Source organism: Corallococcus sp. BB11-1 (genome assembly GCF_026626625.1).
Lineage (GTDB): Bacteria > Myxococcota > Myxococcia > Myxococcales > Myxococcaceae > Corallococcus > Corallococcus soli.
This window is the reverse complement of the sequence record NZ_JAPNJY010000035.1, coordinates 162,035-184,881: the sequence shown is the minus strand read 5'-3', so window position 1 is coordinate 184,881 and position 22,847 is coordinate 162,035. Positions and strand designations below refer to the sequence as shown.

General features: G+C 72.1%; 20 protein-coding genes. 6 read left to right on the top strand and 14 right to left on the bottom strand.

Features of this window, described 5'->3' with window-relative positions:
• Positions 1–45: 45 nt before the first annotated feature.
• From OV207_RS29980 to OV207_RS29950, 7 genes are all read right to left on the bottom strand, one after another.
• Complete coding sequence (locus OV207_RS29980) at positions 46–810, bottom strand: hypothetical protein (protein WP_267558467.1); 765 nt, start codon at positions 808–810, stop codon at positions 46–48.
• Positions 807–2,093, bottom strand: coding sequence for an ABC transporter permease (locus OV207_RS29975; protein ID WP_193349387.1), 1,287 nt, complete (start codon positions 2,091–2,093; stop codon positions 807–809). Before OV207_RS29975 ends, OV207_RS29980 begins: the two co-directional genes overlap by 4 nt.
• On the bottom strand, positions 2,090–2,794 hold the full coding sequence (locus tag OV207_RS29970) for an ABC transporter ATP-binding protein (RefSeq protein WP_267558466.1): 705 nt from the start codon (positions 2,792–2,794) through the stop codon (positions 2,090–2,092). The genes OV207_RS29975 and OV207_RS29970 overlap by 4 nt, the downstream gene beginning before the upstream one ends.
• On the bottom strand, positions 2,791–4,440 hold the full coding sequence (locus OV207_RS29965; RefSeq protein WP_267558465.1) for a hypothetical protein: 1,650 nt from the start codon (positions 4,438–4,440) through the stop codon (positions 2,791–2,793). Before OV207_RS29965 ends, OV207_RS29970 begins: the two co-directional genes overlap by 4 nt.
• A 180-nt stretch (positions 4,441–4,620) precedes the next feature.
• Positions 4,621–5,427: a hypothetical protein gene (locus OV207_RS29960; protein ID WP_193349384.1), complete on the bottom strand. Its 807-nt coding sequence runs from the start codon at positions 5,425–5,427 to the stop codon at positions 4,621–4,623.
• 19 nt (positions 5,428–5,446) lie between these two features.
• Positions 5,447–6,634, bottom strand: a complete 1,188-nt coding sequence (locus tag OV207_RS29955; protein ID WP_267558463.1) for an ABC transporter substrate-binding protein — start codon at positions 6,632–6,634, stop codon at positions 5,447–5,449.
• A 33-nt stretch (positions 6,635–6,667) separates the two neighbouring features.
• Entirely contained in the window at positions 6,668–7,405 is a 738-nt protein-coding gene (locus tag OV207_RS29950) for a PspA/IM30 family protein (RefSeq protein WP_120545316.1), read from the bottom strand.
• Between the two features lie 279 nt (positions 7,406–7,684).
• On the opposite strand from OV207_RS29950, the gene OV207_RS29945 reads away from it, so the two are divergent.
• Complete coding sequence (locus OV207_RS29945; RefSeq protein WP_267558462.1) at positions 7,685–9,046, top strand: sensor histidine kinase; 1,362 nt, start codon at positions 7,685–7,687, stop codon at positions 9,044–9,046.
• 1 nt (position 9,047) lies between these two features.
• Here OV207_RS29945 and OV207_RS29940 read toward each other — a convergent pair whose 3' ends face one another.
• The 5 genes from OV207_RS29940 to OV207_RS29920 form a co-directional block, all read right to left on the bottom strand.
• Positions 9,048–10,379 (bottom strand): 5'-deoxyadenosine deaminase, encoded by a 1,332-nt coding sequence (locus OV207_RS29940; protein WP_193349381.1) that lies wholly within the window; start codon positions 10,377–10,379, stop codon positions 9,048–9,050.
• A gap of 12 nt (positions 10,380–10,391) precedes the next feature.
• A complete protein-coding gene (locus OV207_RS29935; protein ID WP_193349380.1) occupies positions 10,392–10,796 on the bottom strand; it encodes a cytidine deaminase in 405 nt (134 codons plus the stop codon).
• Positions 10,797–10,848: 52 nt separating this feature from the next.
• Positions 10,849–11,211: a PilZ domain-containing protein gene (locus OV207_RS29930; protein WP_267558461.1), complete on the bottom strand. Its 363-nt coding sequence runs from the start codon at positions 11,209–11,211 to the stop codon at positions 10,849–10,851.
• Positions 11,212–11,382: 171 nt separating this feature from the next.
• A complete protein-coding gene (moeB, locus tag OV207_RS29925; RefSeq protein ID WP_267558460.1) occupies positions 11,383–12,543 on the bottom strand; it encodes a molybdopterin-synthase adenylyltransferase MoeB in 1,161 nt (386 codons plus the stop codon).
• Positions 12,544–12,572: 29 nt separating this feature from the next.
• Positions 12,573–13,877, bottom strand: coding sequence for a thymidine phosphorylase (locus tag OV207_RS29920; protein ID WP_267558459.1), 1,305 nt, complete (start codon positions 13,875–13,877; stop codon positions 12,573–12,575).
• An 86-nt stretch (positions 13,878–13,963) separates the two neighbouring features.
• Here OV207_RS29920 and OV207_RS29915 point away from each other — a divergent pair, with 86 nt between their 5' ends.
• From OV207_RS29915 to OV207_RS29895, 5 genes are all read left to right on the top strand, one after another.
• Entirely contained in the window at positions 13,964–15,160 is a 1,197-nt protein-coding gene (locus tag OV207_RS29915; protein ID WP_267558458.1) for a BMP family lipoprotein, read from the top strand.
• Positions 15,161–15,198: 38 nt separating this feature from the next.
• Positions 15,199–16,770 carry an ABC transporter ATP-binding protein gene (locus OV207_RS29910; RefSeq protein WP_267558457.1) on the top strand — a complete coding sequence of 524 codons (1,572 nt, stop codon included), beginning with the start codon at positions 15,199–15,201 and terminating at the stop codon, positions 16,768–16,770.
• Positions 16,763–17,878 (top strand): ABC transporter permease, encoded by a 1,116-nt coding sequence (locus tag OV207_RS29905; protein WP_193349374.1) that lies wholly within the window; start codon positions 16,763–16,765, stop codon positions 17,876–17,878. The genes OV207_RS29910 and OV207_RS29905 overlap by 8 nt, the downstream gene beginning before the upstream one ends.
• Positions 17,871–18,800 carry an ABC transporter permease gene (locus tag OV207_RS29900; protein WP_267558456.1) on the top strand — a complete coding sequence of 310 codons (930 nt, stop codon included), beginning with the start codon at positions 17,871–17,873 and terminating at the stop codon, positions 18,798–18,800. Before OV207_RS29905 ends, OV207_RS29900 begins: the two co-directional genes overlap by 8 nt.
• A gap of 347 nt (positions 18,801–19,147) precedes the next feature.
• Positions 19,148–20,323 (top strand): sensor histidine kinase, encoded by a 1,176-nt coding sequence (locus tag OV207_RS29895; RefSeq protein ID WP_193349372.1) that lies wholly within the window; start codon positions 19,148–19,150, stop codon positions 20,321–20,323.
• A gap of 54 nt (positions 20,324–20,377) precedes the next feature.
• On the opposite strand, the gene OV207_RS29890 is transcribed toward OV207_RS29895, so the two are convergent.
• Positions 20,378–21,019, bottom strand: a complete 642-nt coding sequence (locus OV207_RS29890) for a hypothetical protein (protein WP_193349371.1) — start codon at positions 21,017–21,019, stop codon at positions 20,378–20,380.
• An 85-nt stretch (positions 21,020–21,104) separates the two neighbouring features.
• Complete coding sequence (locus tag OV207_RS29885; RefSeq protein ID WP_267558455.1) at positions 21,105–22,832, bottom strand: phospho-sugar mutase; 1,728 nt, start codon at positions 22,830–22,832, stop codon at positions 21,105–21,107.
• Between the last annotated feature and the right edge of the window lie 15 nt (positions 22,833–22,847).

Below are 22,847 nucleotides of genomic sequence, written 5' to 3'. Positions count from 1 at the left end.
CACGCGGACCTATTTCCGCCCGCTTGCCCTGCAAGCAGCCCGGATTCACGGCGAAGGGGACGTGGCTTCGCCGCCCGAATCCGCTTCGGGGAGTTCCAGCTCGATGGCGGGCTCGGCCCCATTCTCCTCTGGGGAGCCGGCGCGCACGAGGCTGAAACGCGGCTCGCCCCCGATGGTGAAGACGGCCGGCGTCCCCCAGCGCACCTCGGCGGGCAGCCCGACCAGCGTCACCCACGCCTGCTTGCCATCCTGGGAGACACAGTACAGCAGCGTCCCGGGCCGCGCTCCGGAAGCGTCACGGGCGGGGCCCTCGCAGTCGCGGCGCACCTGGAGTGCGTAGGCCGTCACCTGGACGCCGCGCTCCCGGTAGGGGGGCGTGCCCAGCGCGGCGACGAGGGGCTGGAGGACGCGCGCGTCCAGGGGCACCGCCTCCGGGGTGACGTGCTTGCGCGCCGCCTCCTGGAATTCGCGCAGCGCCACCACGGCCTGCGCGGGCGCATCCAGCGGGGAGCGTCCCTCCGACAGCACCAGGTCCAGGAAGAGCGCGCCCACGAGCAGGATGGGCAGCAGCCGGTAGCCCTTGAAGCCCTCCGGCCGCTGGCGCAGCAGCCCCCAGAGCCCCACGCCCAGCCCCACCGCCGAAAGGCCCAGTACGACGCCCGCGCGCACGACGGAGGGGGACGACGTCAGCGCGGAGACCTCCTCGGTCCGGACGCGCAGCGCGTCCACCAGCTCGCCACCGTAGAGCCAGCCCAGCGCCCCCAGGCACAGGGCGTTGGACACCCACGTCCGGCGGCGCGGGCCCGTCATCCCGCGAGCGTCCTGGCTGGATCCGTGGCGGCGGCGCGGCTGCTGGGAAACCAGGCCCCCGCGAGCGCGGCCACGAGCCCCAGGAGCACGCCGCCCAGCAGCACCGTGGCGGGGAAGGAGAAGAAGCTGTCGGGCTTGAAGGGGAAGTCGGGCAGGTAGCCCGCGGCGAAGCGGTCCACCGCGAAGGCCAGCACCAGCGCCGCCGCCGTCCCCGCCGCGCCCCCCAGCAGGCCCACCACGCTGGCCTCCGCCAGGACGATGGAGCGCACGTCCGCGCGCGACGCGCCCACCGCCTGCATCACGCCAATCTCCTTCGCCCGGGCGCGCACCGACGCGGACATGGCGTGGGTGATGTTCACCGCGGCCAGCACGCAGATGAGGATGGACAACAGCGCCAGCGCGGACGTGGTGAGCGCCACCGCCGCGCCCGCGTTCTCCGCGAGCCTTCGCTCCTGATCATCGATTTCGAAGCCCATGCCCCGCACCGCCGCCACCAGCGCCGGGACGTGCGAGGGGTCGGCCGCCACCAGGGTGACGCCGGTGTAGCTGTCCGCGTCCGCGCCCGCCGCGCGGTTGATGCGCACCGCCGTGTCCAGGGGGATGGTGATGCCCGCGAGCATGGCCCGGTCGGACGCGCCCACCACCTGCGCCTGCTGCGTGGAGCTGGGACCGCCCGACGTGGCCGCCACGTAGGAGCGGTTGAACTCCACCGGGAAGCCGAAGCCGATGAGCATCTCCGCGGACAGCTGCGGCAGCTTGCGCGCGGGCGCGAACGTCTTGTTGTACAGCTCCAGCAGGCGCGTGGAGATGAGCGCCGGGATGGCCTTGCCCTCGCCGGGGTCCTTGAAGTCCTTCGCCTCCGGGAGCCCCACGTCCTTCTGCACGAGGCCGGGGTCCACGCCCACCGCCAGCACCTCCAGACCCATGCGCAGGCGCGAGCCGAAGAAGGTGCCGTCGTAGCGCGTCACCGCCGGCACGCGCACGTTCATCTTCCGGTACGCCGTCTCCACGCCGGGCAGCGCGCGCAGGCGCTCCACCGCGCCCGTGTCCAGCTTGCCGCCGCCCAGCAGACCCAGCGACACCGACGGGGGCACCACGTCCACCAGCCGCGAGTCCGTGGGGAAGATGCGCTCGCGGATGACCTGCCCCACCCCCAGCCCCAGCCCCACGAAGAACACGAGCGCGCCCACGCCCATGGCCACGCCGAAGGCGGAGAAGAACGCGCCCCGCCGCTCGCGCGCGAGCGACAACCTCACCAGTCGTGACAGTGCATCCAACCTCACGGGGCACCTCGCGACGCCAGGGCCGCCACCGGAGGGGGCTCCTCCACGAGCCGCGCGTCCTTGAGCCGCAGCACCCGGCGCGCCACCGCGCTCATGCGCTCCTCGTGGGTGACGGCGAGCACGGTGAGCCCGTCCCGGTGCAGCTCCTGGAACAGCTCGATGACGCCCGCGCCCGTGGCCGCGTCCAGGTTGCCCGTGGGCTCGTCGCACAGCAGCAGCTTCGGGTTTCCGAAGAGGGCCCGCGCGATGGCCACGCGCTGGCGCTCGCCGCCGGACAGGCGCACCGGCTCCCGGTCCTGCTTCGCGCCCAGGCCCACGCGCTCCAGGAGCTGGCTTGCGCGCTTGCGGGCGTCCGGGATGACCGCGCCGAAGTGCGAGGGCAGCAGCACGTTCTCCAGCGCCGACAGGTTGGGGATGAGGTGGAAGGACTGGAAGACGAAGCCCACGTGCGTGTTGCGGAAGCGCGCCAGCTCCAGGTCGCGCAGGCCGGAGAGCTTCACCCCGCCCACCTCCAGGGTCCCCTCGTAGTGCACGTCCAGGCCGCCCAGCAGGTGCAGCAGCGTGGACTTGCCGCTGCCGGACGCGCCCACCACCGCGACGAAGTCCCCGGACGCCACGTCGAAGGACACGCCGTCGAGCACCCGCACCCGCGCGCCCTCGCCGTCCTCGTACTCCTTCACGACGTCACGCGCGCGAATCAAGGGGTGGCCGGAGTCGTGGTGGTGGTGGCCGGCGCGGGCGTCAGCCGCAGGGAGATTTCGGCCTGCAGCGCCTTGTCCTTGCGCGACAGCGACAGCGTCACGGCGCGCAGGTCGTCGGTGGCGTCCAGCCAGCGCACCGTGGTGGCCTTGATGGCGAAGCCGCCAATGCCCCACGCGGAGGACGGCAGCGCCTTCACCGCGTCCGACAGCCGGCGCAGGTCCAGGAGCATCACCAACGCCGCGTCCCTGCCCACCGACTTCAGGTCCTCCGACACCGGGCCCGTGCCCGCCGGCTGCGCGAGCGCGGCCAGGGACGACTCCAGCCGCGCGCGGGGCGCCGCGAGCAGCAGCTTGCCGTCCTTCGTGAGCGCGAAGTGCGCGCCCTCGCCCGCGCGGTACGACGTGAGGTAGGCCTTCTGGCCGCTCAGCTCCACGGGCTCCACCTTCGCGCCGAAGCCGCCCGCGAAGCCGGGCACCTTCTCCAGCGTGGCCTGCCCCTTCGCCACGTCCTTCGTCTCCGCGATGGCCACCAGGTTGACGAAGCGGAAGGGGTTCGTGCGCCGCAGGTCCAGGTCCGGCAGGCCCGAGCCCAGGTTGACGCTGGGCGACAGCGACAGGGCCAGCACCATGCCCGGCTTGAGGTTGTCCAACACCTCCGTCTTCACGTTGAAGCCCGCCTGCTGCACCGCGCGCGTCACCTGCGTGCCGGCGAGGTACGGCCACACGCCGTCCAGCTGCGCCGGGTCCCCGCGGAAGCGCGCCACGAAGAAGCTGTCCTGGGGAAGCCAGCCCGCCAGCGCCTCCCCGCCCTTGGGCTCCAGCGCGGCGAGCGACGCCTGCGTGTCCGGCCACGGCGCGTCCGCGCGCAGCGTCACCGCGCGCTCCTCGATGTGGCCCGCGAAGGTGACGCCCTGGACGGTGCCCGCGGGCAGCAGGCCCGACCCGCCCGGCAGCCAGACGTGGAAGTCCCGCTCGCCCGTCAGCCGCTTGAGCGACGCCTCCAGCACCGGCTCCTTCGCGAGGGAGTTCTCCTCCGGCAGCGCCGCCAGCTCCGGCAGCCGCTTCACGGACGCGCCCGCGGACAGGAGCACCAGGTCGTGCTTGAGGAAGAGCAGGCCCAGCGCGGGCTCCGTGGCCCCCGGCCGGCTGAAGGTGACGAGCCGCCCCGCGTCCGACTTCGTCTCCTTCTCCTCCGACGCGCCCAGCCGCGTGCGGGCGAAGGTGGCGAAGGTCGTCTTCAGCTTGTCCGCGTCCTTCACGCCCAGGACGGACACCGCCTGCGTGCCCCCCAGGAAGGCCGCGCCCGCGCCGCGCTTCGGGTCGATGCCGGCGTCCTCCAGGGCCTTGCGGCTGCGCAGGTCCACCCCCACCTGCCGCATCACCGCGGACACGTAGCGCTCCGCGCTGGGGAAGTTCTGCAGCTGCGCGACGAACGAGGCCACCTTGAGGTTCTGGAAGCGCGCGAGCTTCTCCCCCAGCGTCCCCAGGTCCTCGATGACGACGGCCGCCTGCGCCGTGCGCGGCAGGTAGCGCGACACCCCGGCCGGCGAGGACGCGGGACCGGCCGCGTCCTTCCCGCAGCGCGAGCAGCCGGCGAACACGACCAACAACAGGAGCAGCGGAAGAAAACCAACGCGGCGGAGCATGGGCGGCAGGACAGGATGCCTGCGCCGGAGAGTCAATCTATTCGTGCGCCCTCGCGGCCCCCCGCCACGCCCCCAAGGTGCCACGGTGAACAGGTGCCTCGCGGGCGCCCCCAGGCCCAACCTGTCCGGCTGTCGGACAAGTTTTGACGGGGCGTCCCGGCAGGCGGCCCCGTGCCCGGTCTACCGCACGCGACCGCCACCATGCGGCAGCGGCCCGCGCGTCTCCTCGGTGAACTCCAGGAAGCGCTCCATCTGGCGCACCGTTTCGTCGGTGGACTCCGTCTCCGCGGAGAGCACGTCCAGCTGCCGGTTGACGCTCTCCGGATCGCGGATGGTGATGGATTGCTCGTGCGTCAGCCGCATCAGGTCCTCGATGCCGGCCAGCTGGTGGCTCACCACCTCGCGGCTCTCGCCCGCCTGGTCGAAGCGCGCCATGCGCTTGCGTTGAATTTCCAGGCGCTTGCCCTTCACGTCCTTGAGGCGCGGGTTGGGTTCCCCCTCGACCTCCGCCTCCAGCGCCGCCACCTCACCCTGCAGGTGGTCGCGGTCCGCGCCGCTCAGGTACGTGCGGTACTGGTTGAGCGCGGAGATGAGGCGCAGGAAGGACGTGAGCAGCGCGTCCAGCTTGGGCTCGCTGTCCGCCACCAGCACGCGGCCCCCGGGCAGCTTGCGGTAGTTGGCGAGGATCTTCTCCTTGAGCCCCACGAGCTGCTGGTAGTGGTCGCGCTGGGACGGCGCCAGGTCCGTGAGCAGCGCGTCCACCGCCGCCTGGGCGGCCTCCGGGTTGTCCGGCGTCTTCGCCCGGACTGCGCGCTGGAAGCGCTTCATGGACGAGAGGACGCCCAGGTACAGGCCCTCCACGCCCAGCGCCACCAGCATGGGCAGCGGCTCCTGCGTCACCGCGCTGGACATGGCCGCCGTCGTCAGGCCCACCAGGTTGGCCGGCAGGAGGAACGCGGCCTTGATGTAGTTCGGTGTCTTCGCCACGTCCGACTCCCCTTCCCGCTCAGGGCCCACGCGCCTCGGAGACGTATTTCAGCGCGCCCAGGTCCCGCGTGTCCTCCGCGGGGGGCGGCGCCGTACCGCGCTTGAGCTTCTGGAAGAGCGCCGCGGCGCTCTGGAACAACTCGTCATAGGTAACTGGCGCCTCGCCGGAAAGGCCGAAGAACGCCCGATTGTCCGCCAGTGTCGCGGGCGGCGCGCTGCGGATGGCCTCCGAAGGGTCGCCCAGGTACGGCGCCACCTCCCCCAAGAGCCGCGCCCCGGCCGTCGGGTCCTTGAGCACACCCTGCCCCGCGTCCAGCAGACCCCGCAGCACCCGGCGCACCCCGTCCGGATAGCGCGCCGCGAAGTCCCCACGCGCCACCAGCACCGTGGCCAGCAGGTGCGGCGCGTCCGCCGTCGTGGCCAGCACGGCCCCGCCCCGGTCGCGCGCGGCCAGCTCCACGTCGCCCCACAGCCCCACCACCGCGTCCGCCCGGCCCTCCCTCAAGGCCCGGCCCGCGTCCAGCGTGGAGGGCAGGTCCACCCAGCGGACATCCGAGGTCCGCAGCCCCGCGCGCGCCAGCACCCACAGGGCGAAGTAGTGCGAGGAGCCGAACGGGTACACGCCCATCCGCTTGCCGCGCAGGCTGGCCAGGTCCGGCACGCCCACCGCCGCCATCGCCTCCTGGCCGCGGCTGCGCCCCACCAGAAGCACCGTGCGCGGCGCCGCGTCCCGGAGCGTGGGCACCCAGGAGGCGAGCCGGTCCACGGACAGCGCCGCCATGTCCACGCCGCCGTTCTCCGCGCCCACGGACAGGGCCTGCTTCAGCTCCTCCTCGCGCGCGAAGAGCACCGCGCGGGCATCCAGCGCGTACGCCGTCTTGAGCAGCCCCTGGGCCGCGCCCGGAGGGACGACCGGGTTGTCCAGCGTGGTGGCGCCCCCGGTGGCCACCAGCAGCGCGGCGGCGGAGCCCCGGGCGGTGAAGCCGATGAGCACGGGGCGCAGGGGCACGGACGCCACGTCCGCCACCGGGGCCGCCACGCCGGCGGGAAAGTCACCGGGGGACAGCCGCACGGCTTCGCGGGTGGACGGGAAGAAGCGCGCCTGCAGGCGGTCGAGGTACCCCGCCCGCGAGGCGAAGACGTACCCCGCGCCCAGGACACAGAGCGCGAGGAAGAGAAAGAGGCCGGGTCCGCGGTGCAGCTTCATCCGTGTGCGCCGGCCTCTTTCATGGGCGGAGACCTACTTGATCTCCACCTTCTTGCCGATGGTCTTCTCGGTGCCAGCACCCACGTCCGACACGGGCGCGGGGCTGTCCAGGAGGCCCATCTCCATCTTGAACTGCTTGACCAGCTCGTCGCCCTGGATCTTCTCGGCCTCTTCTTCGATGGCCGCGGCCTGGTGGTCCACCGACTCCAGCGCCATCTGCATGCGCGCCTCGTTGATGGCCGTCTTCTCCTGCACCTTGCGGAGCATCTCGTCGTGCGTGGAGTCCACGCCGGCGACGGTGAAGGACTCCATCGTGTCGGCGACCTTCGCCTGCCACTTGGCGCGCCGGGCGTCCCGGACGGCGTTCATCGCCTCCTGGGTCTTCTTGTCCTTCTCGCGCATGAACGCCTTCTTGACGTTCAGCGCCTTCTCATAGGCCTGCTTGGCGATGTCCAGCTGCGCCTGGTTGCGCGCCAGGGCCTCCTTCTCGCCCTGCAGCTTGGTCGCGTAGGTGCCGGCCAGGTCGTCACGGCCCGCCTGGATGGCGGCCTTGACCTTGGCGGTCAGCTCCCGCACGTCCTGCTGGTACTTCAGGTTCTCCTTCTCGAGCAGCGTCACATTCGCCCGGACCATGGCGATGGACTCATTCATCTTGGGGACCTGGTCGTTCAGGTCACGGATGTTCTGCTCGAGAATCAGCTCCGGATCCTCGATGGAGGAGACGAAGAAGCCCGCGAAGCTCCGCATCGCTCTTTTGAATCGTTGCCACATGTCGGCACTCACCTCCACCTGTGCGTAATCCCAGGCACCTTACACGAACTCCGCCGCCCACAAGCACCCGGCTGGAAGGCTCTTGTCACCCTGACTACGCCCACCCCGCCCGGATGATTGCCCCCAACCCGCCGCCGCCCGCTGGCCCGGCCGGGACCAGGGCCACCAGCCGGCCCCCTCCCACCGTCCCCTTCCCCTAAGCGGCGGCCGGGGGTCGCGAAAGACGCGCGGCCGTGAACTTGCCGCGAGGGGAAGAAGCGGTGAAAACGGACGTGTCGCATGGACACCGCCCTCCCCGCAGCCTTTGAGAACGAGCTCGCGCGGGTGGTGAACACCCAGCGCCAGCGCGTGCTGGGCGCGGGGGCGGTGGTGCGGCTCGTGGGCACGGTCGTGTTCCTGGCCGTGAGCACGGGGCTGTACCTGTCCGGCGCCCGGGACTGGGCCCACTACCCCCTCATCCTCGCGGGCTACGGCCTGGTGGTGGCCCTGCTGTTCGCGCTGCGCTCCCGGCCCGTGACGCGGCAGTTGAGCGTCGCGCAGCCCGTGGTGGACGTGGCGCTGGTGTTCGGGCTCCAGATGCTGGCGCTGCCCGTGTCCCCCTTCCCCGCCGGCGTGGCGGGCTTCAGCCTGGGCCTCTTCGCGCTGGTGGTGGCGCTGAGCGGCCTGGAGCTGATGCCCTGGCTCGTCTACGGCACCGCGGGCCTGGCGACGCTGGGCCAGGCGGTGCTGATGCGCGACGCGGGCGTGGGCCCTGGCGCGGTGGCCGTGGCGGCGGTGACGCTGTTCCTCGTCGCGGCGGTGAGCCACTACGGCACCGGGCGGCTGCGGCAGCTGGCCATGGACCTGTCGCGCGCGGAGGTGGCCCGGCAGCTGGAGGCCCGCCGCACCTCCGAGGTGGAGGACGCCCACCGCACCATCGAGCGGATGCTGGCGGAGGCCCACGCGCGCAACACCCAGCTGGAGACGCTCCAGGCCCACCAGGAGCAGCTGATGCAGTTCCTGGTGCACGACCTGCGCTCGCCCCTGTCCGCCGTGACGCTGTCGCTGTCGTGGATGGAGCAGGAGCTGCCCGTCGGGACGCCGCTGGTGGAGTCGGTGCGCACGGGGCTCGCCGTCACCGCGCGGCTGGACCGGATGATCTCCGACCTGCTGGACGTGCCCCGGCTGGAGCAGGGCCGGCTGTCCCCGCGCAAGCAGCCCTTCCCGGTGGCGCCGCTGCTGGACGAGGTGCGCCGCTCCCTGGATGGCGCGGCCCGCCTGCGCAAGATTCGGCTGGAGCTGGCGTCCACCCCGAACCTCCACATCGTGGGCGACGCGGGCCTGCTCATCCGCGTGGTGGAGAACCTGGCCACCAACGCGCTCCGCTACGCGCCGTCGGGCGGGCGGGTGCGCCTGGAGGCGGGCGAAACCGAAGGACTCCAGTGGCTGGCGGTGCGCAACGACGGCATCGCCATCCCGCCGGAGGCCAGGGAGTCCCTCTTCGACAAGTACACCCAGGGCAGCCGCGAGAAGGAGGGCCGCCGGGGCTACGGCCTGGGGCTGTACTTCTCCCGACTGGCGGCGGAGGCCCACGGCGGGCGGCTGGCCGTGGAGGACTCGGAGGGCTGGTCCACGTCCTTCGTCCTGCGCCTGCCCCGCTGAATCAGCGCAGCTTCGCGCGGGCGAACAGCTTCGTCGCCTGCGTGCGGGCGTTGGCGAGCACCGCGGAGGCGTCCATCGTCGTCAGCTCGCCCTCGCGCAGCACCAGCTTGCCGTCGATGAGCACGTGCGACACGTCCGTGGAGCGCGCCGAGTACACCAGCGGCCCGGTGACGTCCTCCGGCAGCGGGCAGAAGTGGAAGCCGCGCGTGTCCACCACCGTGAGGTCGGCGCGCTTGCCCACCTCCACCGAACCCACCTCGTCCTCCAGCCCCAGGGCCTTCGCGCCGTGCAGCGTGGCCATCTCCAGGACGTGCATGGGCGTCATCGCCACCGGGCCCACGCGCGGGTTGTGCAGCACGGAGGCCAGCCGCATCTCGTGGAACAGGTCCAACGTGTTGTTGCAGGGCGCGCCGTCCGCCCCCAGCGCCACGGGGATGCCGTCCGCCAGCAGCTCCGGCACCCGCGCGTAGCCCGACGCGAGCTTCAGGTTGGAGCCCGGGCAGTGACACACCACCGTGCCCGACTCGCGCAGCAGCGCCTGCTCCTTGCCCTCCACCCAGACGCAGTGGGCTAGGGTGACGTTGCTCCCGGTGAGCCCCAGCCCGTGGAAGAAGGCGATGTTGTCCTGGCCGGTGACCTGGCGGACCACGTCCGTCTCCTTGAAGTTCTCGCTGGCGTGCGAGTGGATCCGCACGCCCTTCTCGCGCGACAGCCGCCCCACCTCGCGCAGGAGCTCCGGAGTGCAGGACAGGGCGAAGCGCGGGGCGAACGCGTAGCGCAGGCGGTTGTCGTGCGTGCCGTGCCAGCGCTCCAGGAGCGCCAGGCTCTCCGACAGGGAGTCCGCGGTCGTCTCGCGCAGGCCCCGGGGCACCTCCGCGCCGGAGTCCATCATCGCCTTGCCACCGACGAGCCGGAAGCCGCTGTCGCGCGCGGATTCGAAGACGGCGTCGTAGTGGTGCACGGTGCCCATGTCGAGCGCGGCCGTGGAGCCGGAGCGGATGAGCTCCGCGAAGGTGAGGTCCGCGCTGGCGCGCAGGGACGCCGCGTCGTGCGCCGCCTCCATGGGCCAGATGCGCTCGCGCAGCCAGTCCAGCAGCTCCCGCTTGTCCGCGTGGCCGCGCAGCAGCGTCTGGCAGGCGTGCAGGTGGCCGTGGATGAGGCCGGGCATCACCACCTGGCCGGTGAGGTCCAGCAGGCGGCGGGGGCCCTTCACCTTCAGGCCCCGGCCCACCTTCGCGATGCGACCATCCTGGACGAGCACGTCCGCGCGCGGCAGCACCTCCCGCTCGCGGTTCATGGTCACGACGGTGGCATTGGTCAGCAGCAGGTCCACGCGGAGGAGCCCTTAGAGGAAAGCGCGGGTGAAGGCGTGCGGCAGCAGTTCGCCGAGCGAATAGCGCGCCTCGCTCCCGTTGAGGGTGCGGCTGCGCACCGGAAGGTCCAACCCGGCGAACTCGGTCATCACCTGACGGCACATGCCGCACGGGGGACAGGGCTCCAGGGTGTCCACGACGACGGCCACCGCCACGGGCTTCTGCTGGCCCTGGGCCACGCCCGCGGCGAACGCGTTGCGTTCGGCGCAGACGGTGAGGCCATAGGTGGCGTTCTCCACGTTGCAGCCGGTCACCACCGAGCCGTCCGCGTACAGCACCGCGGCCCCCACCGGGAAGCGGGAGTACGGCACGTGCGCGCGCTGACGCACCCGCAGGGCCTCTTCAAAGAGTCGCTCCCAGGGAATCTCGTCCGCCATGCCGCCCTCCTTCGCGGGCCCCGTCACGGGTGCCCGTCCATCCTGGCTGCGTCTAGCGACCGCCACCCGACAGCTGCTCGTCCAGGTGCTTCGCGATGGCGAGCTCCACCTCCACCGGCAGCTCCAGGAAGCGCACGCGCACCACCGGGCCCTCCGCCCCCGCCTTGGGCGGCAGCACCACGCCACCCACCTGGACCTCCTCCAGGGACGGAGGCAGCGCGAAGCGCACCTCCACGGGCTTTCCGGGCTCCAGCGCCTCACCCACCCACCCCGCACCGCCCAGGGACAGGTCGCCCGCACGGTCCAGGAAGCTCTCCGTGCCGCCCTCCCAACGGACCTTCAGCCGCATGGGGACGCGGGGCGAGTCTCGCCGGTCATCCGCCCTGTTGACCTGGTTCTCGTTCTGCTCAGACATCGCCGTCATCTCCCTACCGCTGCACCGCGGGCCCGACCGGGTCACGTTCCACCGCGACCCCATCTCCAGGCCGGCGGCATCATACGCGGCCTCGTCCGGACCGTTGTTCCTGAAAATGCATCCCCGTCCCGCCAGGGAGGAGGACGCCTCGTGACCCGCCGGGGCGGCCCGTCAGCCCCCCGTCGCGCAGAAGTGCTCGTAGTCGATGAGCGTCACCTCCGCACCCGGCGCGCACACGGGGCACTCCGGATCCCGGCGCAGCTTGAGTTCTAAAAAACGCGTGCCCAGCGAGTCGAAGGTGAGCAGGCGCCCCGACAGGGACTCGCCCACCCCCAGCAGCAGCTTGAGGGCCTCCGTCGCCTGGAGCATCCCGATGAGCCCCGGCAGCACGCCCAGGACGCCCGCCTCCGCGCACGACGGCGCCAGCTCCGGCGGGGGCGGCACGGGGTACAGGCAGCGGTAGCAGGGCCCCTCGCCGGGGATGAACGTGGTGACCTGGCCTTCGAAGCGGAACACGGAGCCGTGGATGTTGGGCTTGCCCGCGAGCACGCACGCGTCGTTGAGCAGGTAGCGGGTGGGGAAGTTGTCCCCGCCGTCCAGCACCAGGTCGAAGTCCGCGAGGATGCGCTCCACGTTGGCGGTGGTGAGCCGCTCCTGGAAGGGCACCACCTTCACGTCCGGGTTGAGCGCCTCGATGGCGGCCTTCGCGCTCTGGACCTTGGGCTGGCCCCGGCGCTCCAGGGTGTGCAGCACCTGGCGCTGGAGGTTGCTCAGGTCCACCACGTCCGCGTCCACGATGCCCAGCGTGCCCACGCCCGCGGCGGCCAGGTACAGCGCCGCGGGTGAGCCCAGCCCGCCCGCGCCCAGCAGCAGCACCCTGGACTTCAGGAGCTTCGCCTGCCCCGCCTCCCCCACCTCCGGGAGGATGAGGTGGCGGCGGTAGCGCTCCTTCTGGTCCGGGGAGAGGACCACCGGCTTCTCCACCGGGAAGGCCGCGTCGCTCCAGCGGTTGTAGCCGCCCGCCAGGGACGCCACGCGCGTGTAGCCCAGCTCCCGCAGGGTCCGGGCCGCCAGCGCGGAGCGGGTGCCGCCCGCGCAGTAGAGGATGACCTCCTCGTCGCGCCCGGCCTGCTCCTCGATGCGCAGCTCCAGGTAGCCCCGGGGGATGTGCAGCGCCCCGGGGAGCCGGCCGCCCGCGTATTCGTCGCCCTCGCGCACGTCGATGAGCTTCACCGCAGTGCCCGCATCGAGCAGGTGGCGGACGTGCTCATGGGAGACCTCGCGGATCTCCTTCTTTACCTCCGACAGCAGGTCTCGGAACGAAGGGGCCATGGTGGGGAGCCTTGCCGGGCGGGGCGCGCCTACTCCAGCCGATCCAGCACCAGCGGGCGGGCCGCGGGCGCCCGGTCGCCAAACTGGTAGGCCGCGAGCAGCCGCGCCTTCACGTCCGCCACGGGGCTCGCGTCGTTGTAGTGCACCTGCACCACGGGCTCGCCCTGCTTCACCGGCTCGCCGACCTTCTTGAGCAGCGTGAAGCCCACCGCGGGATCAATCCGGCTGTCCACGCGCTGCCGCCCCGCGCCCAGCGCCACCGCCGCCAGGCCCACGCCTTCGGTGTGGATGCCGGTGACGAAGCCGTCCCGGGGCGCGACCACGTCCGTCGTGGCCTTCGCCGTGGGCAAGAGCGAGTAGTCGTCGATGGAGCGCGGGTCGCCGCCCTGCGACTGGACGATCTCCTTGAGCTTCCTGAGCGCGCTGCCGTCCTCCACGGAGCGGCGCAGCTGCTCGCGCGCCTCCTCCACGGTGGCGGCCTTCTTGCCCAGCACCAGCATCTCCGCCGTGAGGGCGTAGGTGATTTCGGTGTAGTCGTCGGGCGCCTCGCCGCGGAGCATGTCCACCGCCTCGCGAACCTCCAGGGCGTTGCCCACCTGGCGGCCCAGGGGCTGGTCCATGTCCGTGAGCAGGGCCACGACCTTGCGGTTCATCTCCGCGCCCAGGCCAATCATGGTCCTGGCCAGCACGCGCGCGTCGTCCGCCGTCTTCATGAAGGCGCCGCTGCCCACCTTCACGTCGAGCACCAGCGCGTCGATGCCCTCCGCCAGCTTCTTGCTCATGATGGAGGACGCGATGAGCGGGATGCAGTCCACCGTCGCCGTCACGTCGCGCAGGGCGTAGAGCTTCTTGTCCGCGGGCGCCACCTGGGCCGTCTGGCCGATGAGACAGCACCCCACCTCACGCACCAGCCGGCGATAGTCCGCGGTGGACAGGTCCACGCGGAAGCCGGGGATGGACTCCAGCTTGTCCAGGGTGCCGCCGGTGTGGCCCAGGCCGCGTCCGGAGATCATGGGCACGGGCACGCCGCAGGCGGCCGCCAGGGGCGCGAGGCTCAGGGACACCTTGTCGCCCACGCCGCCCGTGGAGTGCTTGTCCACCTTGATGGCGGGCGTGTCGGACAGGTCCAGGACCTCGCCGGAGTTGAGCATGGCGCGGGCCCAGGCCCCCAGCTCGCGCGCGTCCAGGCCCTTGAAGAAGATGGCCATGCACATGGCGGCCATCTGGTAGTCGGCCACGGTGCCCGCGGTGTACGCCTGGATGAACGCCTGGATGTCCGACGGGTCCAGCCTGCCGCCGTCGCGCTTGGCCTTGATGAGCTCGTAGGGTTGCACGGGGCAGGGCCATAGCAGGAAGTCCCCTCCCCATGCACTCCCACGGAAAGGGAAAGGGCGGGCTTCATCTGGTAGATAGCCAGCCCATGATGCTCCGCCCATTCCACGTGCTCGCCCTGGCCGCGCTCCTGTGCGCCTGCTCCAAGAAGACGGAAGAGGCCCCCAAGCCCCCCTCCCCGTCCGCCACCGCCACGAAGCCGTCCGAGGCGAAGCCCCTGGTCGTGGGGCTCGTCATCGACGTGGGCGGGCGCGGGGACCACTCGTTCAACGACGCGTCCCTGCGCGGCCTGGAGCTGTGGGCGGCCGGCAAGAAGTACGAGGGCGGCCGGTACGTGGACGCCCCCGCTGGCGAGGTGCGTCAGTCCATCTCCTCCGACCTGGCCTCGCTCGCACCGGAGGTGAAGCCGCTGCCCATCCAGCCGCTGGTGCTCCAGAGCAAGGCGCAGGAGGACTACGCCCCCAACCTCCAGCTGCTGGTGGAGCAGGGCGCGAAGCTGACCATCGGCAACGGGTACCTGCTGGCCAACGCGGTGCGTGACGTGGCCACGGAGAACCCGGACGCGAAGTTCCTGCTCATCGACAGCCAGCTGCTGGACGCGCAGGGCAAGGCGAAGTCGCTGCCCAACGTGCGCACGGTGCTGTTCAAGGAGCAGGAGGGCAGCTTCCTGGTGGGCGCGCTGGCGGGGCTCGTCACGAAGACGAACAAGGTGGGCTTCGTGGGGGGCATCGAGGTGCCGCTCATCAAGCGCTTCGACGTGGGCTACCGCGCGGGCGTGCGCACCACGAACCCGAAGGCGGCGGACGCGCTGATGGGCGTGTACACGGGCAGCTTCAACAGCGTGTCGTCGGGCAAGGAGGTGGCGCAGGACCTCATCGCCAAGGGCGCGGACGTCATCTTCCACGCGGCGGGCACGGACGGGCTGGGCGTCATCCAGGCGGTGAAGGAGGCGCGCGCGGCGGGCAAGACGGTGTTCGCCATTGGCGTGGACTCCGACCAGTCGCACCTGGCGCCGGACGCCATCCTCACCTCCATGGTGAAGCACAGCGACCTGGCCGTGTACCAGGCGGCGAAGGACCTGGTGGACGGCAAGCTGACGGCGGGCGAGCAGGTGCTGGGCCTGAAGGAGAACGGCGTGGGCATGGCCGACGTGCGCGTGGACTTCCCGGGCAAGGCGGAGGCGCTCCAGAAGGTGGAGGCGCTGCGCCAGCAGATCCTCGCCGGGAAGCTCACGGTGCCGGGAACCACCGCGGAGCTGTCCTCCTTCCAGGTCGCCGCGCCCTGATCTCCCTCCAGCACATCGCCAAGCGCTTCGGGTCGTGCGTGTCCCTGGAGGACGCGTCGCTGGACATCGTCCCGGGGGAGCTGCTCGCCGTGGTGGGCGAGAACGGCGCGGGCAAGTCCAGCCTGATGAACGTGCTGTACGGGCTGTACCACCCGGACGCGGGCACGTTCCTGATGGACGGCAAGCCCGTGCGGCTCAAGAGCCCGCGCGACGCCATCGCGCGGGGCATTGGCATGGTGCACCAGCACTTCATGCTCGTACCCACGCTGACGGTGGCGGAGAACGTGGTGCTGGGCCGCGAGCCCACCCGGCGCGGGCTGCTGGACCTGGACCGGGCCTGTGACGAGGTGGCGGCCACGGCGAAGCGCTTCGGGTTCCAGTTGGATCCGCGAGCGCGCGTGGACACGCTCACGGTGGGGTCGCAGCAGAAGGTGGAGATCGTCAAGGCGCTGCACCGGGGCGCGCAGGTGCTCATCCTGGACGAGCCGACGGCGGTGCTGACGCCCCAGGAGTCGGACGAGCTGGCGCAGGTGATGCGCGGGCTCGTCCAGCAGGGGCGCACGGTGGTGCTCATCAGCCACAAGCTGAAGGAGGTGCTGGGCGTGGCGGACCGCGTGGCGGTGATGCGCCGGGGCCGCACCGTGGCCGAGGTGCGCGCGTCCGAGACGACCGTCTCCGCGCTGGCGTCGCTGATGGTGGGCGAGGGCTCGCGCGGCGCGGCGCTGACCGGCGTGCCCGCGACGTCCGCCCCGGGCCCCGTGGAAGCGGGGGCCGGCGCGCACGACGCGAGAAGCACGGAGGCGGGCGTCCCATCCTCCGCGGCCGGCGGGCCCGGCGCCAGCACCGCGGGCCCGGTCGTGCTCGACGCGCAGGACCTGCGGGCCCGGGGCGACAACGGCCGGCCGGCGCTCCAGGGCGTGAGCCTCACCGTGCGCGCGGGTGAAATCGTCGGCATCGCCGGGGTGGACGGCAACGGGCAGCGCGAGCTGGCCGAGGTGCTCACCGGCCTGCGCGTCCTGGACGGCGGCGAGGGCACGCTGCTGGGAGGCCCCCTCGCGGGCCTCACCCCGGCGCGGGCGAAGGCTCGCGGCGTGGGGCACGTGCCCGAGGACCGGCTGGCGCGCGCGGTGGTGAAGGCGATGAGCGTGGAGGAGAACGTGGCGCTGGGCCGGCACCGCCAGCCGCCCTTCGCGCGCGGGCCCTGGGTGGACTTCAAGGGACGCCGCGAGCGCACGAACCAGCTGCTCACCACCTACGACGTGCGCCCGCCCGACCCGACGATGGCGCTCCAGGCGATGTCCGGCGGCAACCAGCAGAAGGTCGTGGTGGCGCGCGAGCTGGACGCGGATCCGAAGCTGCTCGTCGTGGTGCAGCCCACGCGCGGGCTGGACATCGGCGCGGTGGCCCAGGTGCACGCGCGGCTGCGTGAGGCCAGGGCCCGGGGCGCGGGGGTGGTGATGGTGTCGCTGGACCTGGAGGAGGTGCTGGCGCTGTCCGACCGCGTCTACGTCCTCTACGAGGGGCGCGTGACGGGGCACTTCCCGCGCAAGGACCTGGACGAGCGCGAGCTGGGCCGCCGCATGCTGGGCGCGGAGTCCGACCATGGGTGAGCGGACGCGGCAGGTGCTGCCGTCGGTGCTCTCCGTGCTGCTGGCGCTCGCGGTGTGCTGGCTCACCATCGCCCTCACGCGCGACGCGGACACCGCCACGAAGGCCTACCTCCAGATGCTCTGGGGCGGCGTGGGCAACTGGCCCGCGTACCTGGAGGGCGGCAACGCCAATTCGGTGCTGCGCCCCCTGGGCGAGGCCGCGATGAAGGCCGCGCTGCTCACCCTCACCGGCCTGTCCGTGGCGGTGGCCTTCAAGGTGGGCCTGTTCAACATCGGCGCGCAGGGTCAGATGATCTGGGGCGCCCTGGCCGCGGCGCTCGTCGGCGCGCACGTGTCCCTGCCCGCTGTCCTGCATGTGCCCCTGGCCCTGCTCGCGGCGGCCATGGCCGGCGCGGTGTGGTCCAGCATCGCCGGCATCCTGAAGCTCAAGCGCGGCGTGCACGAGGTCATCTCCACCATCATGCTCAACTGGGTGGCGGTGAGCCTGGTGGACAACTGGCTGGTCATCGGCCCGCTGCGCGCCGTGGCCCAGGGGCACCAGTCCTCCATCACCGGCACCCCGGAGATCCTCTCCACCGCGCAGCTGCCCCGGCTGCTGGGCGACAGCTCGCGCCTCAACCTGGGCTTCCCGCTGGCGCTGGTGGCCGCGCTGGCCGTCTGGGTGTGGCTGTCGCGCACGCGCTCCGGCTACGAGACGCGCGCCGTGGGCCTCACGCCGGAGGCCGCGCGCGCGGCAGGCATCCCCACCCTGTGGAGGGCCGGCGGGGCCATGGCGCTCGCGGGGGCGCTCGCGGGGCTCGCGGGCGCGGTGCTGGTGCTGGGCACGGAGGGCCGCTACCCGGGCTCGCTGGGCGCGCCATACGGCTTCGACGGCATCGCCATCGCGCTCATCGGCAACAACCACCCCCTGGGCGCGGCGGTGTCCGCGGCCGTCTTCGGCATCCTGCGCGCGGGCGGCACGCGCATGCAGTTGCTGGGCGTGCACAAGAGCTTCCCGGAGCTCATCCAGGGCTTCGCGCTGCTCTTCGTCGCCGGCCGGATGGTGTGGCTGGCGCTCTTGAACCGGCGTCGCGCGCGGCAGGCCGCGGTGGAGGTGCCCCGTGCTTGAGGTGCTCCACTCGCTGCTCTTCTCCACCCTGGACGCGGCCCCCGCGCTGGTGTTCGCCGCGCTGGGCGCCATGCTGTCCGAGCGCGCCGGCGTGGTGAGCGTGGGCGTGGAGGGCATGATGCGCATGGGCGCGTTCTGCGCGGCCGTGGCGGCGCTCGCCATCCCCACCCCGCTCGCGGTGCTGGTGGGCATGGCCGCGGGCGCTGGCCTCGCGGCGGTGCACGGCTTCCTGAGCATCCGCTGGCGCTCGGATCAGGTCGTCTCCGGCATGGCCCTCAACCTGGTGGCCATGGCGGGCGGCACCTTCCTGCTGGAGTCCCTCTTCGGGCCCAACGGCACGCCCGCCATCACCCAGTTGTCCCGCTGGGACCTCCCGGGCTTCGCCGGCGTGCCGCTGCTGGGCGCGCTGTCCGGCCACGCGGCGCCCACGTACCTGGCGCTCACCCTGCCCTTCCTCTTCCACCTGCTGCTGTCGCGCACGCCCCTGGGCCTGCGGCTGCGCGCCGTGGGCGACAAGCCGCACGCCGTGGCCACGCTGGGGCTGTCCGTGTCCGGCCTGCGCTGGGCCGCCGTGCTGGGCGGAGGGCTGATGGCGGGCCTGGGGGGCGCGGTGCTGTCCACCGCCGTCCTGGACCGCTTCGAACAGCACACCCCCGCGGGCCTGGGCTTCATGGCCCTGGCCGCCATGGTGTTCGGCCGGTGGACTCCCCTGGGCGCCTTCGCCGCCGCCCTCTTCTTCGCCTTCGGCAACGCGCTGCGCATTGGCCTCGCGTCGAGCGCTCCCTGGCTCCTCGAGGTGGTGCCGCAGGGCTTCCTCCTCGCCCTGCCCTACCTGCTGACACTCCTCGTCCTCGCCCTCCAGGGACAGCGCGGGCACGCCCCCGCCGCCCTGGGGACCCCCTACGAGCAGGAGTCGCGGTAGGCCATTTTGAGAGGGGCCCGGGTATACTCACACCCGGGTCGAAACCCACTTTTGGTCAAGCGCGACTCAGCAAATCTGAAGCGTCAACCTGCCCTGTTGCGTCAGGTAGTCCTCGGGGGATCCGCCAACCGCCCGTCCTTATTGGACCGCGTTTTTGGAGAATTACAGGGTGAGCTGATCTGCCGCCTGTTGGACGTCCGGCACGGCGCTGGCATGAGAGTACGTTCATGTCGGATTGCGGATGGATCATCGAGCAGGCGCAGCGGGTGGCCCTGTCCGGGGTCATGAAGCATTCCTCCGGTCCCGGGATGGTGTTCGGGGCTGGCTTCCAGGTCGGGGTGGCGTGAATGGAGACGACGGCTGTGGGCTCGACGTCACATCATCACCGGCCGCGGGTGCTCGCGGTGGACATGGACGCGGGCGACGCGGAGCGGGTGCGCTCCATCCTGACGCCGGCGGGCTACGACGTGCTGCCCGCGCGCGGGGCGACGGCCGCGCTGGAGGCGGTGTCCCGCCAGGCCGCGGACCTGGTCCTGCTGGACGTGGAGCAGGCCCGCACGGTGGGCCTGGCCGCGTTCCGGCGCTTCCGCCAGGAGATGAGCCACCCGCAGCTCCCCATTCTCATGCTCACCCCTTCCGCGGACCGCCAGACGCGACGTGAGGTGATGGAGGCAGGTGTGGACGACTTGTTGACGACGGAGCCGCTGGACCCGATGGAGCTGAAGGTCCGCGTCCACACCCTGCTGGAGCTCAAGGCGCACCGCGAGCAGGGCGGCATCCAGGAGATGCTCCAGGACCCGCGCACGCGCTGGGTGCGGATGGAGAAGCTGGCCCGCGTGGGCACGCTCGCCGCGGACGTGGCGACGCAGATGGGCCAGCTGGGCGTGGGTCTGCACCGGGCGCTGGCGCACGTGCGCGCCCGCGCGGCGGAGGGGCTGCCGCCGGACCCGGAGGAGCTGCTCAAGCTGGGCGTCGCTGGCGAGCAGATGCGCCTGCACGGCCAGCACCTGCTGTCGCTGGGGCCCTCCAACCCCAAGGACACCCAGCGCTTCGACCTGCGCGAGCTGGTGCCGGAGGTGGTGTCCCACCTGCGCGCGGACGGCCGGCTGGGCCGCGCGGACGTGCGCGTCATCCTCCCGGAGGACCCCATCGCGGTGGTCTTCAACCGCCGTCAGCTGGAGCAGGTGGTGACGGAGCTGGTGTGCAACGCGGTGGACGCGGTGGAGGACGTGAAGGACCGTCCGCGCCTGGTGCACGTGGGCGTGGAGATGCCGGACATGTTCGGCGACTTCGGGCCCCAGGTGTTCGTCAAGGACACCGGCATCGGCATCTTCGAGGACGAGCTGCAGGCCATCTTCTCGCCGTACTACACGACCAAGGCCCCGGAGAAGAGCGTGGGCCTGGGCCTCACGGTGGCGCGCACCCTGGTGGAGTGCATGGGCGGCAAGCTCACCGTGAAGAGCCGCGTCAACCTGGGCAGCACCTTCACGGTGGAGCTGCCCGAGCAGACGTCGTCCTGGTAGTGGCCCGCGCACCCGGGCGGGGAAGCAGCTGCTCCCCGCCCAGGCCCGCTGGGATTAGAAGCGGTAGGCCACGCCCGCCAGCGCTTCCATGGTGAAGGCGCTGTCGTCGAAGCGGGGGAAGATGGACGGCCCCATCCGCAGGTTGAAGTTCACGTTGAACTGGTTGCTGACGAAGTACTCCAGGCCGCCTCCGAAGAGGATGGGGATGACCGGCCCGATGCCTTCGCCGATGTAGACGTTGAACGGGATGTCGATGCCGGCGTTGAGCGTCAGCGCGCTGCCGACGGGAATCCCGACCACGAACCCCACGGGGAACACCATGCCGAAGGCCGTGTTGTTGCGCGGGAAGTAGACGAACGTGCCCGGCTGGAAGGTGAGCGCGAAGGACACGTTGGACGTCTTGGCCAGCATGATGCGCAGCCACAGCTGCAGCTTGAGGCCCTCGTCCGTCGCGTCCACCAGGCCCTCGCGGCCCCAGTTGAAGGAGAACTTGCCGCCAATGTCGACCCGGTCCGAGCCGCCATGCAGCAGGCCCAGCGTCAGGCCGGGGTAGCCAATCTGCCCGGTGAACACGTTGCGGCCCGCGCCCACCGTGTCCGCCGCCAGCACGGACCAGCCCTGCCCGCGCTGCGCCAGCGCGGGAGCGGGGATGGCCAGGAGCACGGCGAGGAGGAAACCAGGAATGAAGCGCTTCACGCGGTTCCTTTCTGTGAAGGGCCGCCACGCAGCACGCGCGGCCCGGAGTTGAAGGGTGATTCAGGACTCAGGGGGTCGAAGAAACTCAGGCGGGCTGACCGCGCTCGCGGGCGAGGACGAGGAAGGCGTCGATGAGGGCGGCCAGCTTCGCTTCCGCGCGCTGACGGGCCTGGGGGAGCGGCTCGCCGGGGGCGGGCGTCTCCTTGTGCTCGAAGTAGTACTTGATTTTGGGCTCGGTGCCGGACGGGCGCAGGGTGACGCGGCCGCCGCCCTCCAGCGCGAAGGCGACGACGTTGGACGGGGGCAGGCCGCCCTCGCCCTGCTGGTAGTCGCGCACGGCGCTCACGCGGGTGCCGCCAATGCGCTCCGGTGGTGAGGCGCGGAAGGCCTGCATGATGGCGCGGATGGTCTGGGCCCCGGCCGCCCCGGGCAGCGTGACGTTGCGCTGGGCGCCCACGTGCAGTCCGAAGGCGCGCTGGATCTCCTCCAGGTAGCCCAGCACGGTGGTGCCGCGCGACTCGCACCACGCGGCCAGGTCCGCGAACACCAGCGCCGCGCCCACGCCGTCCTTGTCGCGCGTCGCGGTGCCCACGGTGTAGCCGAGCGCCTCCTCGTAGCCGAAGACGAACTGCGTGCCCTCCGTCCGCGAGCGCTCCAGCGCGCGGTTGGCGATCCACTTGAAGCCGGTGAGCACCTCGTCGTAGGCGGCGCCCAGCCCGCGCGCGATCTCCCCCAGCTGCGTGGACGACACGATGGTGGTGACGACGTGCGCACGGCCGTCCTTCGCCCCCTGCGTGAGCACGTAGTGGCCCAGCAGCACGCCCACCTCGTTGCCGGTGAGCAGGCGCAGGCCGCCGGACGCGTCGCGCGCCATCACCGCCAGCCGGTCCGCATCAGGGTCGTTGGCGAGCACCACGTCCGCCTTCACGCGCTCGGCGGTGGCGAGCGACAGGTCCATGGCGCCCGGCTCCTCCGGGTTGGGGAAGCGCACGGTGGGGAAGCGGCCGTCCGGCTGCTGCTGCTCCGCCACCGGCGTCACGCGCGGGAAGCCCGCCTCCTTCAGCGCGAGCACCGCCCACGCGCCGCCCACGCCGTGCATGGCGGTGTAGACGATGGACAGCGTGTCGCTGCCCTTCTTGTACAGGCGCAGGTCCAGGATGGCGCGCAGGTACACGTTGCCCACGTCCTCCGGCAGGTCGCGCCACAGCCCCTTGGCGCGGCCCTGGGCGGGGGTGAGGAGCGGCACCTGGTTGGCGGGCTCCACCTTCGCGATGGCGTCCGCGATGCCCACGTCCTGCGGGGGGACGATTTGGGCGCCGTTGCCCCAGTAGACCTTGTAGCCGTTGTACTCGGGCGGGTTGTGGCTGGCGGTCACCATCACCGCGGCGGCGGCGTTCAGGTGCAGCACGGCGAACGCGGTGACGGGCGTGGGCACCGGCTCCGGGAAGACGTGCGCGGGGATGCCCTCCGCGACGAGCACCGCGGCGGTGTCCTCCGCCAGCTCGCGGCTCAAGCGCCGCGCGTCCCGGCCCACCACCACGCCTCGCGACGTGACGTCCGGCACGGTGGCCTTGAGGTAGCGCGCGAGCCCCGCCGTGGTGCGCCGCACGACGGCGCGGTTCATCCGGTTGGGGCCGGCGCCCAGCACGCCGCGCAGGCCCGCGGTGCCGAACTCCAGGTCCTGCGCGAAGCGGTCCGACAGGTCCGCCCAGTCCGACTTCGCGAGCACCTGGGCCAGCTCCGCCTGGGTCTCCGGATCCGGATCCGCCTTGCGCCACGCCTCCGCCCGCTCCCTGAGTCCGGTGGTGTCCATCGCGCGTCGCCTCGT

Excerpts from the sequence above, each read along its gene's own strand:
- OV207_RS29980 (WP_267558467.1), bottom strand. The coding sequence starts at position 810 with ATGACGGGCCCGCGCCGCCGGACGTGGGTGTCCAACGCCCTGTGCCTG.
- OV207_RS29885 (WP_267558455.1), bottom strand. The coding sequence starts at position 22,832 with ATGGACACCACCGGACTCAGGGAGCGGGCGGAGGCGTGGCGCAAGGCG.
- OV207_RS29950 (WP_120545316.1), bottom strand. The coding sequence starts at position 7,405 with ATGTGGCAACGATTCAAAAGAGCGATGCGGAGCTTCGCGGGCTTCTTC.
- OV207_RS29895 (WP_193349372.1), top strand. The coding sequence starts at position 19,148 with ATGGAGACGACGGCTGTGGGCTCGACGTCACATCATCACCGGCCGCGG.
- moeB (WP_267558460.1), bottom strand. The coding sequence starts at position 12,543 with ATGGCCCCTTCGTTCCGAGACCTGCTGTCGGAGGTAAAGAAGGAGATC.
- OV207_RS29915 (WP_267558458.1), top strand. The coding sequence starts at position 13,964 with ATGATGCTCCGCCCATTCCACGTGCTCGCCCTGGCCGCGCTCCTGTGC.
- OV207_RS29955 (WP_267558463.1), bottom strand. The coding sequence starts at position 6,634 with ATGAAGCTGCACCGCGGACCCGGCCTCTTTCTCTTCCTCGCGCTCTGT.
- OV207_RS29905 (WP_193349374.1), top strand. The coding sequence starts at position 16,763 with ATGGGTGAGCGGACGCGGCAGGTGCTGCCGTCGGTGCTCTCCGTGCTG.
- OV207_RS29965 (WP_267558465.1), bottom strand. The coding sequence starts at position 4,440 with ATGCTCCGCCGCGTTGGTTTTCTTCCGCTGCTCCTGTTGTTGGTCGTG.
- OV207_RS29930 (WP_267558461.1), bottom strand. The coding sequence starts at position 11,211 with ATGTCTGAGCAGAACGAGAACCAGGTCAACAGGGCGGATGACCGGCGA.
- OV207_RS29945 (WP_267558462.1), top strand. The coding sequence starts at position 7,685 with ATGGACACCGCCCTCCCCGCAGCCTTTGAGAACGAGCTCGCGCGGGTG.
- OV207_RS29935 (WP_193349380.1), bottom strand. The coding sequence starts at position 10,796 with ATGGCGGACGAGATTCCCTGGGAGCGACTCTTTGAAGAGGCCCTGCGG.